A 10,685-nucleotide genomic window follows, 5' to 3' on the forward strand; every position below is an offset into this window, starting at 1 on the left:
TGTACTTGAGGTTTTGCTTTACATGAACGCTTTTAATTTTTCCAGGGAACGGCTTTCTTTTCCAGCCATTGCAGCAGCAGATTAAAGATTAAGCCTAACAGGGAAAGAACGATAACGCCGGCCATCAAGCGGTCGGTAATCATTAAATCGCCGTAATGCAGGATCAGCGCGCCGATGCCGACCTGGGCTGCGATCATTTCGGCGGCGACTAAAAGCAGCAGCGAAGTGCCTGCCGCCAGCCGCAGTCCGGCAAAAATCATCGGCAGGGCGTTGGGCAGAACTACGCTTTTCATCGTTTTCCACCAGCTGGCGTTAAAGCTGACCGCTACCTTGATAAGCAGGGTGTCGACATTTTTCACGCCGCTGTAGGTGTTCATCGCCACGGGGAAAAAGACGCCTAAGGAGATGATCGTTACTTTGGACAGCTCGCCGATGCCCAGCCACAGAATAAACAGGGGCAGCAAGGCAATCTTCGGAATAGGGTAAAGGGCGTTGACGATGGGGCTGCCGATTTTATCGGCCAGCGCCGAGGTGCCGGTGACAAGGCCGACGGCCAGACCGATAAGGCTGCCTACGGCGAAGCCTGCCAAAATGCGGTACATACTGGCGGCCAGGCTGACGCCTATTTCTCCGTCGGCAATCAGCGTTAGCAAAGCAGAAATAATCTGGCTGGGCGCAGGCAGAAAGAGGGATGACACTACGCCCGCACGGCAGATAAGCTCCCACATAATTACTACGCAGATAATGGAAACGACGGATACCCAATGGGGATAACTTTTCTGCCAATGGGTCATACGGTTGCGGACAGTATATTCATGCTTAGCCATTGGTTTCCACCTCCATCAGAGCGGCGCGGGCGTCCTTGCTGATATGCTCCCAAATGATGCGGATAAATTCAGCGACTGCTTCGGCGTGTTCCGGCTTGTCGCGGTCTGCGCGGGGAATACCGATGGTTAAAATTTTGCTGACCTTGCCGGGGCGGCGCGACAGCAGCACGACTCTGTCGGCCAGCATGACGGCTTCCTGAATATTGTGGGTAACGTACAGGGTGGTCAGGCGCGTTTTTTCCCACAGCGTTACCAGCTCCTCCTGCATGATGGTGCGCGTTTGGGCGTCCAAGGCGCTGAAGGGTTCGTCCATCAGCAGCAGGTCAGGCTCGATGGCTAATGCGCGGGCGATGCCGACGCGCTGGCGCATACCGCCGCTTAATTGATGCGGAAATGATTTTTCAAAGCCTTTGAGGCCGACAAGCTCAATGTAATGCTCGATGCGTTCCTCCCGCTGGGCGGCAGGCATACCTGCGGTTTCCAGGCCAAAGGCGATATTATCGTGAACGCTGCGCCAGGGAAAGAGCCCCGTTTCCTGAAAAACGATGCTCATGCGCGGCTCATAGCCTTCTTCTATTTCTGTAAATTTAACTGTGCCGCTGGTGGGCTGCAAAAGCCCGGACGCAATGTTAAGCAAAGTGGATTTACCGCAACCTGACGGGCCTACTAATGCTACAAATTCTTCCTCGTTTACTGTCAGCTCAATATCCTGCAGAACGGACAGCGCTTGGCCGCGGTTATTGGTAAAATCCTTGCAGATTTTATCAATTACTAATTTCATAAGCTGCATAACCTCCCATAATACTAAAACAGAAAGCAGGGTGGATCGCTCCGCCCTGCTTCAAGCTATACCTGACTTATTTGGCTGCCGCCTCCTGGAAGGAGGTAATGGCGACGTCCTTGACGTCCAGCTTGCCGGACATCATTTTATTAGCGGTGTACCATTTGATCTGGGTGTCGATATCGGAAGCCAGCAGCTGGCCGTTCTTATCGATGTAGGGCAGGCCTGCCTTAATATCTTCGGCCGGAGCCTTGACGTATTTGGCTACGATATTAACGACTTCGTCCAGCTTTTTGGCGTCCTTCTTTTCAATGGCCGCTTCGTAATAATAGTTGCAGGCTTTAACGTAGGCCTTCATAAAGCGTGCGGCGGCGTCCTTGTTCTGCATAAATTCAGGAGAGTAGAAAATTGCCGAGGTCTGATAGGGAATTACGTCGCCAACTTGTACTACCAGCTTGCCGTAGCCGGCCTTTTGTACCTTAGTGATGTTGGGCTCGTTAAGGATGCAGCCGTCGATTTGCTTACTTTCCAAGGCTGCCATAACGGCGCTGACCTTGTTCAGCGGTACGATTTCCACGTCGTCCAGGCTCATACCCTGGGTTTCCAGCATACGGCCCAGCATATAATGGAAGGTAGAACCCTTTTGCGTAATGCCGATACGCTTGCCTTTCAGGTCCTTCAGGCTTTGTACGCCGTTGTTAAAGTTATCTGCGGTGACTAACAGCGCGGAGGAAGAATAGCCCTTCTGCTCGCGTCCTTTATCCGCTACGATGCCCAGCTTCTGGCCGTTGGCAGCCATATTGTAGAGACTGGCGGTGATGCCGGTAGCGCCTACATTTACCTTGGAGGAGGCGGTTGCTACGGCGATAGGATGGGCGGCGTCAAACCATTGGGCGTCGATTTCAATGCCCTCGTCGGCGAAGAAGCCCTTATCCATAGCGATAAACAAGGGCGCGCTGCTGGTCAGGCGCAGCATACCTAGGCTTACCTTTACTTTTTCTTTCGGCGCTTTGCTGGGGGCGTCGCTGCCGCCGCAGCCGGCCAGCGCCAGCATCATGCACATAGCCATGAATACAGCTAAAATTTTTTTCATAAAATATACTTCCCTTCTCCCATACTGCTGAGATAAAATATCAATGCTATTCTACACCATTTAGCATAAAAAAGCAGTAGATTTTGTGAATTTTTTACTGAAGCGGCTGTATTTTGTACGCTTTGTTACAGTAAGAGCGAGGAGAGAATGGACGAAGGCAAGGGTAAAGAGACTATTTATATTCCTTGAATTATTTCAGATTATATGTTACCATAAAGATGACTAAATAATGATAAAATTATGATAAAGGAGCGTGTGTATCCAATGATCCAAATTAAACCGGTATCTGATTTAAGAAATAAATTTGCCGAAATTGAAAAATTAGTTAATGAAGGGAGCCCTGTGTACCTGACTAAAAATGGCTATGGTACGATGGTCGTTTTGAGTATCGAGGCATATTCAAACCTGATAGATGGAGTGGAAGATGCTTTAGATTTTGCAGACGCTGCCGCTGCCGCAAGTGATAAACGACTTGAGCATAGCGAAGTATTTGGAAAATTGAGGGCGATGATAAATGGATGATAAAAATTATAAATTAAGGTATTTACCAGTGTTTTATGATGATTTAGAGGAAAAAGTACTCTATATCGCCAAAAAACTTCATAATCCTGCTGCTGCAAGGGAATTACTTGACGCTGTAGAACATGCTATTTTAGAAAGGCTTCCCTTTTGTGAGTCTTTTGAATGCTTTCAATCAAAAAGGGAGAGAAAACATCCTTATTATCGTATCTATGTTAAGAATTTTGTGGTTTATTACGTCGTTATTAACGAGGACCTTGGTGGGAAGGTTATGGAAGTAAGAAGATTGCTGTATAAAAAACAAGAGCGCTGGAATAAACTATAATATATTTTTATGGCCATCTTTTGAAACTTTAGTAAAATCTGTGTGCTTTGTTACAATAATCGCCAAATAATGTTATAATAAATTTAATATGAAACGCTTAGTAATGGTTAGCGTTGGGGAAGGAAGTGACAGAGTGAAGAACTCTTGGAAGATAAAGCTGGCCGCCGCAGGCTGCAGTATGCTGCTGTGTACCGGCGCTGCCGCCAGCGAAACGCTGCTGGCCAGTACGACGCTGCAGCAGGAGCAGGGCAAGGCAACAGTGGAGCTGTGGGGCGAGCGTTTGCCCGGCGGCTACACGGAACAGCTTTTGCTGCTGCTTAAAGAGGAAGGCAAGCTGGTAACCGCTTATGCGCCCTCTGTCAAGGGAGGTTATAATCCTGTTTTACAGGCGGTGCAGGTGAAGCCGCTGCCGGAACAGGCAGAACGCCGTAGTGAGGCTGCTCCGCAGCAGCTGCTGCTTAGCTTGGGACAGGGAGACTGGGAGGCAGGGAGCGAATACAGAATTATTGATTTTACCAATCCTAAGCAGATTGCGGAGCTGTTTAGCGCTGCCGATAGCATGGGCATCGTCACTAATGCTTATAATAAGGAAGGCGCTTTGGAAATTATACTGCAGGACGGGCAGAAAAACAGCGCACCGCTGCCGGAAGGGTTGCCGAAAAGCGGCAAGATGGAATTCGGCGGCTTATTTTCGCTGACAGCATATGATGTGGACGGCGACGGGCAGCAGGAGCTGCTGACAAGCCAGCAACTGACGCAGCGCAGGCAGCTTTTGGCGGATGTGGGCGCAGTATGGCGGCTGCAGCGGGATGCTGCTAAAAACGAAAAGTGGCAGCGCAGCGCTTTTACCGTGATGACCGCAACGCCGGTGGATAAAAGCAATACGATTAACGACGGCTGCGATTTTGACGCGGGCAGCATTCTGCCGCGCAAAATGGTAGTGCCGGGCGGAGAGGCGACCTATCCTGCGTTTGCGTCGAAAAACGTGCAGCTGCAAAATAAAATTAACGCTTATCTGGAGAAAGAATGCGCAGAATATTTGCAGCTCTTTTACCGGGGGCAGGCGGATATGGCCTTTAAGGTGCTGCGTGCCGACAAGCAGCTGCTGTCCCTGCAGCTGATAAGCGGTAAAAACAGTTTTATCCATCATCAGCTGCATTTGGACCCTGCTACGGGCGAGCCGGTGAAGCTGGAGCAAATATTGAATCTTAGCGACCCGGATCTGCGGCCGCTGCTCAATCTGCTGTGCACTAATAAAAGTATGGATTTCACGGAGGGTGTGCCCAGCGAATGGTATATAGAGGGCGGCAATCTCTTTTTGGTGCAGCGTATTTGCGGCAATGACGAAGTCGCAGGCTTTGCTTTGGGCAACCTTCATAAATTCTTGCTGGATAAGAAATGGCTGCAACAAAACTGACTGGCCAGTCAGCTAATGGTGAAAAACAGAGCAAAATGGAGATAATAAGCGAATTGAGAGTATAAATGCGTTTAATTGGATTTGCTTTTATCCACAGGCTCATTTATAATAGAAGTATTCTGAAACTGAGCCATCGTCTATTTTTGTGTATATATAGATATGATAGTTTCTGAGTAGAAGAATGAAGGAGGTTTTTCTATGTTAAGTTTTATCCGCTCCAGCCGCGCTAAGAAATCGCTGGCTGCAGCTTTTGCGGTGGCGGTGATGCTGACGGCGGCAGGCTGCGCTCAAAAAGAGCAGGCTCCGCAGCAGGCCACGCTGGTAAGAACCATGCAGGTAGTCAAGCGCGATACCCCTATTGTGTATGATTACACCGGTTTTGTGGAAGCTCAGCAGGAAATGGAGCTGAAAGCCCAGGTTACAGGCCAGATTACCGGCAAATTTTTTAAAGGCGGCGACAATGTAACGGCGGGGCAAACGCTGTACACTATTGACCCGCGCACTTATCAAAATAATTTGCTCAATGCTCAGGCCGGTTTGGCTAATGCCCGCGCCGCTTTGGCTAACGCAGCGATGGACGCTGAGCGTTATACTAAATTGTACGAACAAAACGCCGTGTCCAAGCAGGTGCTGGATAACGCTATCATGCAGCGCGACCAGGCGCAGGCTTCGGTAAACGCGCAGGAAGCGTTGGTAGAAAACGCTCAAAAGGATATGAGCGAAACTACTGTAACCGCTCCCTTTAGCGGTCGTATCGATACTACGGCTTTAGAGGTCGGCAACTATGTTACAGTTGGACAAACTACTTTGGCGAAAATTTCCGATACCAATCCGGTGTACGTTAAGTTCAGCGTAGCCGAGCCGGAATATTTGAAGCTGGCTAACTCCCGTAATAATGAAGGCGGCGCTTCTTTGGAAAATTTGACCGCTGTTTTGGCCGACGGCAGTACTTATGACCTGAAGGGCAGGGTATCCGAGGTTAACCGCGGTATTAACGACAATACCGGCACTTTGACCATCAGAGCGTTGTTTGACAACCCTGAACGCAAGCTGCTTCCCGGAATGTTTGCTCATATTCAGGCTATCGGGGGTACCCAGGAAAATGCGCTGCTGATTCCTCAACGTTCCGTTGTAGAATTGATGTATAAAAAATTCGTCTATGTAGTGGGCAGCGACAATAAGGTGTCCATGAAGGAAATTACTGTCGGGCCTATCGTTGGCCGTATGTATATGGTTGAAAGCGGCCTGCAGGGCGATGAAACCTTAGTCGTTGAGGGCACGGGCAAGATGCGTCAGGGTACTGTGGTTAAGCCCGAGCCGATGACGGAAGCTGACCTTGATACTGCTGAAACTAAGGCAGCACAGTAATAAGGAGGCAGTCTAAATGGCACGTTTTTTTATTGATCGCCCGGTTTTTGCTATAGTTTTGGCTATTATCATTACGCTGCTGGGCACCATTGCTGGATTAAGCCTGCCGATTGCGCAGTATCCGCAGATCACTAAGCCGCGTATTTCCGTAAGGACGAACTACACCGGCGCCAGCGCGGATACAGTCGAAGAATCTGTAGCGCAGGCTATCGAGCAGAAGGTAATGGGCGTAGAGAATATGCTGGATATGTCATCTAACAGTACCAGTTCCGGCGAATATCGCTTAAATGTACAATTTAACCTAGATAAAAACGCCGATATTGGTTCCGTAGAGGTACAGAACCGCGTATCCCAGGCTAACAGTTCCATGCCCAGCGAAGTAATCAGCTATGGTATTACGACCGCTAAGGAATCTGCCGAAACGATTATGTATTTCGGCCTGTATTCTCCTAATAAGACTTATGACGGTATGTTTTTGCGTACCTATGCCGACGCCAACTTTATCGACGCCGTTAAGCGCGTAAAGGGCGTATCCCAGATTACCGAATATGGTCCGGAATATTCCATGCGTATTTGGCTGAAGCCGGAAAAAATGGCGCAGCTGGGCGTTACGGTAGAAGACATTTCCGCGGCTATTAAGAGCCAGAACATTCAGGCTCCCGTCGGCTCCATCGGCAACAGACCAACCACCGCCGAGCAGGAGAACGCTTATTCTGCCAGCGCTCAGGGACGTTTGAAAACGCCTGAGGAATTTGGTAACGTAATTATTCGTACCAATAACGGCGATAATCTGAAGCTGCGCGATATTGCCGAAATCAAACCCGGCCCCCGCAGCGATTTGACCAGTACGAAAATCAACGGCGGCGACGCCGTAGTATTCCCCGTAGCGCTGACTTCTGACGCCAACTCTTTGGAAACCGTAAAAAATATCAAAGCAGCTTTGGCGGACGCGCAAACACGTTTCCCGGACGATATGGAATTGATTATCGTTCTGGATAACACCCAATTCATTATTGAATCCCTGGAAAAGGTTGCCCATACCTTTTTTGAAGCGTTGGTATTGGTTATCTTCGTAGTATTTATCTTCTTAGGCAGCTGGCGTGCAACGCTGATTCCGCTGCTGGCTGTACCTGTATCTTTGATTGGTACGCTGGCGTCCTTCATGCTGCTGGGCTTTACCATTAATACGCTGACGGCCTTCGCGATGATTCTGGCAATCGGCCTGGTTGTCGACGACGCCATCGTAGTAGTAGAGGCGGTAGAGCATCACATTCAGGAAAATGGTATGTCGCCTAAGGAGGCTACCTACCGCGCTATGAACGAAGTATCCGGCCCTGTTGTGGCTATCGCCTTCGTTCTGTCCGCCGTATTTATCCCTGTTGCATTTACCGGCGGTACTGTAGGCGAGCTGTACAAGCAGTTTGCTATCACCGTATCCGTATCCATGATGCTGTCGGCTATCGTAGCTCTGTCCCTGACTCCGGCACTGTGCGCTTTGATTCTGGTTAAGAAGGGCTCGGAAGAAGCTCCCAAAGGCTTCATTGGCAAGATGGTAGCGGGATTTAATAATTGGTTTGCCAGTACTTTGGCAAAATATGTTAAGAATGTGGAATGGTGCATCCGCAAATCCAAGCTGGTTCTGGCCTGCCTAGTTGTTATGGTTATCTGCATCGGCGCTTTGGCAAAGGCAACGCCTACCGGCTTCGTTCCTAACGAGGACCAGGGCAGGAGCGCAGTATCTGTTGCTTTGCCGGAAGGCGCTTCCGCTAACCGTACCCAACAGGTGCTGACCGATTTGGAAAACCGCATTAAAAAATTGCCCGGCGTTAAAAATATTCTGGCTGTAAGCGGCGTTGATATTCTTACCGGCTCTCAAAAGGCCAGCTCCGGTCTGGTAGTAGTAAGCATGAAGGATTTTAAGGAGCGCGATAATTCTATTCAAGATATTATCCCTCAGATTTGGGGCGTGAGCGCACAGATTCCTGACGCTAATATCATGGCCTTCCAGCCGCCTTCTTTGCCTGGCGCTTCCGAAACCGGTACTTTGAGCATGTACATCATGAACCTGGGCGGAGAGGATGTAAATACTATGGGCGAGCGTGCCAACGAATTTTTGGCTAAAGCGCGCCAGCGTCCGGAAATCGCTACTATTTACTCCACCTTGAATACCAATACGCCTACCTATCAATTTGAGGTAGATCGCGAAAAGGCTGAATCCCTGAACGTACCTGTATCCAGCGTATTTACTGCTTTGCAGGCTTATTTGGGCGGCATTGAAATCAACGATATCAACAGCTTCGGCCGTATCTGGAAGGTTGTTATGCAGGCTGACCCTGAATACCGTACCCAGGCCGACGATATGCGCTACTTCTTCGTGCGCAGCAATAGCGGCGCCATGGTACCGCTGAACACGCTGGTAACTTCCAGCAAGAAGAATACCTCCGTCATTATGACTCGTTATAATGGCGCCAGCGCAATTAAGATTGCAGGCGACCCGGCTGACGGCTATTCCACCGGTCAGGCTATGGCTGCTATTGAAGAGGTTCTGAAAGAAACGCTGCCCACTACCTATACCTACGAGTGGGTTGACCAAAGCCGCGACGAGGTTGAGGCAGGCAGCCGTTCTACCCAAATCTTCATTATTTCGCTGGTATTCGTATTCCTGTGCCTGGCAGCTCTGTACGAAAGCTGGACCATTCCTCTGGCAGTACTGCTGTCCGTGCCTTCCGCAGTATTCGGCTGCTTCCTGTCCCAATACCTGCGCGGCCAGAACAACGACGTTTATATGCAGATAGGCTTGATCACGCTGATTGGCTTGGCTGCCAAGAATGCTATTCTGATCGTTGAATATGCTAAAATGAACATGGAAAACGGCATGGACGTTGTGCATGCGGCTATCGAAGCTGCGCATTTACGTTTGCGCCCGATTCTGATGACGTCCTTCGCCTTTATCCTGGGCTGCCTGCCGCTGGCAGTAGCTACCGGCCCGGGCGCAGGCGCGCGTGTGTCCATGGGCAACGCCGTAGTTGGCGGCATGACCATTGCAACATTATTTGGTATATTCCTCATTCCTGTGCTCTTTGTAGTTGTAGAACGCTTCTTCAACCGCAAAAAGAAGAATGACGTCAGCGAACAGCTGTAATAAGCGATAATTGTAAATCGTTTTAGCAAATCCCCGCTTAATTCCATTGTGGATTGGGCGGGGATTTTTGCTGTTTATTATAGCCCTTCAGATTGTATTTAGAAAATATAGCAAGTTTAATAAAGATAAAATAAGCAATTTTAGTAAATAATATAACCGAAGAGCGTAAGCTCCTTGTGACTTTAGCAACAGAACATAAAAAATTTTAAAATTATACTTATTAAAGTAAGACAAAAAGTAATCTTACAGAGTTTTCCCCGTAATTATTGAGGAAGAGGTGAGTGTATGGGTCCCGTAACAACTAATCCGTGGCTGATTGCCGTCATTAACATGACTATTGTTTTCGGTGTGCTGATCGCTTTGGGCGCGTTGATGAGCCTGATTCAGGTAGTCGATCCGACTAGGGCTAAAGCGAAATAATCCAGGTTTAGAAGCAGCAATGCTGCTTTAAGCAGCTTCGCGCAGCGCAAGCAAGGCGCTAACCGTTGCAGACGCAATGCCTGCATCCTCAACAGGCCAGGGGAGACTGGAGAGAAGACGGATTGTTCTGCCGAGCTTTGCTGCACAATGAAGCAATTTTATTGCCTTTGGCAATACGCACTTATATTACATCCCGTTGATGGGAAACAAGGAGGAAATTATCACATGTTTGAAGCATTTATCGTTGCTTTGTCTTCCGTATGGGCAGACAGCGGCTTCTCCGCTTTGACCGGCGGTCATGTAATCATGATTTGCGTTGGTCTGCTTCTGCTGTATATGGCTATTGGCAAAGGTTTTGAGCCCTTGCTGCTGTCCCCGATCGCATTTGGCTGCATTCTGGCCAACATTCCTAAGAACGGTTTTGAGGCTCCTGGCGTAATGTCCGTTATTATGTACGGTATTAACCACGAAGTATTCCCGCCGTTGATTTTCTTGGGCGTAGGCGCAATGACCGACTTTGGTCCGCTGATCGCTAACCCCAAAACTCTGCTGTTGGGCGCTGCTGCACAGGCCGGCGTATTCGTAGCTCTGCTGGGCGCTATGCTGATGGGCTTCACCGTACAGGAAGCAGCTGCTATCGGCATCATCGGCGGCGCTGACGGCCCGACCTCCATTTATCTGGCTGCTAAAATGGCTCCTCAGCTGTTAGGCGCTATCGCCGTTGCTGCATACTCCTATATGTCTTTGGTTCCGCTGATTCAGCCTCCTATCATGAAGCTGTTCACCACTGAAG

At 49.3% G+C, this 10,685-nt stretch carries 9 protein-coding genes and 1 pseudogene; 7 read left to right on the top strand and 3 right to left on the bottom strand.

Annotation, left to right across the window (positions count from 1 at the left end; all coding sequences use genetic code 11):
- Positions 1-32: 32 nt before the first annotated feature.
- The 3 genes from QZ105_RS04445 to QZ105_RS04455 form a co-directional block, all read right to left on the bottom strand.
- The gene (locus QZ105_RS04445) at positions 33-827 is read right to left on the bottom strand and encodes an ABC transporter permease (protein ID WP_293728652.1); all 795 of its coding nucleotides are present in this window, start codon (positions 825-827) and stop codon (positions 33-35) included.
- Positions 820-1,608: an ABC transporter ATP-binding protein gene (locus QZ105_RS04450; RefSeq protein ID WP_293728653.1), complete on the bottom strand. Its 789-nt coding sequence runs from the start codon at positions 1,606-1,608 to the stop codon at positions 820-822. Before QZ105_RS04450 ends, QZ105_RS04445 begins: the two co-directional genes overlap by 8 nt.
- Positions 1,609-1,684: 76 nt before the next feature.
- Entirely contained in the window at positions 1,685-2,701 is a 1,017-nt protein-coding gene (locus tag QZ105_RS04455; RefSeq protein WP_293728654.1) for an ABC transporter substrate-binding protein, read from the bottom strand.
- A 264-nt stretch (positions 2,702-2,965) separates the two neighbouring features.
- Between QZ105_RS04455 and QZ105_RS04460 the strand changes: the two genes are divergently transcribed.
- The 7 genes and pseudogenes from QZ105_RS04460 to QZ105_RS04490 all read left to right on the top strand — a co-directional run.
- Entirely contained in the window at positions 2,966-3,223 is a 258-nt protein-coding gene (locus QZ105_RS04460; RefSeq protein WP_293728655.1) for a type II toxin-antitoxin system Phd/YefM family antitoxin, read from the top strand.
- Positions 3,216-3,545, top strand: a complete 330-nt coding sequence (locus QZ105_RS04465) for a hypothetical protein (RefSeq protein ID WP_293728656.1) — start codon at positions 3,216-3,218, stop codon at positions 3,543-3,545. Before QZ105_RS04460 ends, QZ105_RS04465 begins: the two co-directional genes overlap by 8 nt.
- A 133-nt stretch (positions 3,546-3,678) precedes the next feature.
- Positions 3,679-4,962, top strand: coding sequence for a hypothetical protein (locus QZ105_RS04470; protein ID WP_293728657.1), 1,284 nt, complete (start codon positions 3,679-3,681; stop codon positions 4,960-4,962).
- Positions 4,963-5,160: 198 nt separating this feature from the next.
- Entirely contained in the window at positions 5,161-6,330 is a 1,170-nt protein-coding gene (locus QZ105_RS04475; RefSeq protein ID WP_293728658.1) for an efflux RND transporter periplasmic adaptor subunit, read from the top strand.
- A gap of 16 nt (positions 6,331-6,346) precedes the next feature.
- On the top strand, positions 6,347-9,472 hold the full coding sequence (locus tag QZ105_RS04480; protein ID WP_293728659.1) for an efflux RND transporter permease subunit: 3,126 nt from the start codon (positions 6,347-6,349) through the stop codon (positions 9,470-9,472).
- 285 nt (positions 9,473-9,757) lie between these two features.
- Positions 9,758-9,883, top strand: a pseudogene (locus tag QZ105_RS04485) (sodium pump decarboxylase); the annotation flags it as partial.
- A 234-nt stretch (positions 9,884-10,117) separates the two neighbouring features.
- Positions 10,118-10,685, top strand: a 568-nt coding sequence (locus QZ105_RS04490) for a sodium ion-translocating decarboxylase subunit beta (RefSeq protein ID WP_293728661.1), incomplete at its 3' end; no start/stop codon positions are given.

The sequence above is a fragment of the uncultured Phascolarctobacterium sp. genome (assembly GCF_905212365.1).
GTDB lineage: Bacteria > Bacillota > Negativicutes > Acidaminococcales > Acidaminococcaceae > Phascolarctobacterium_A.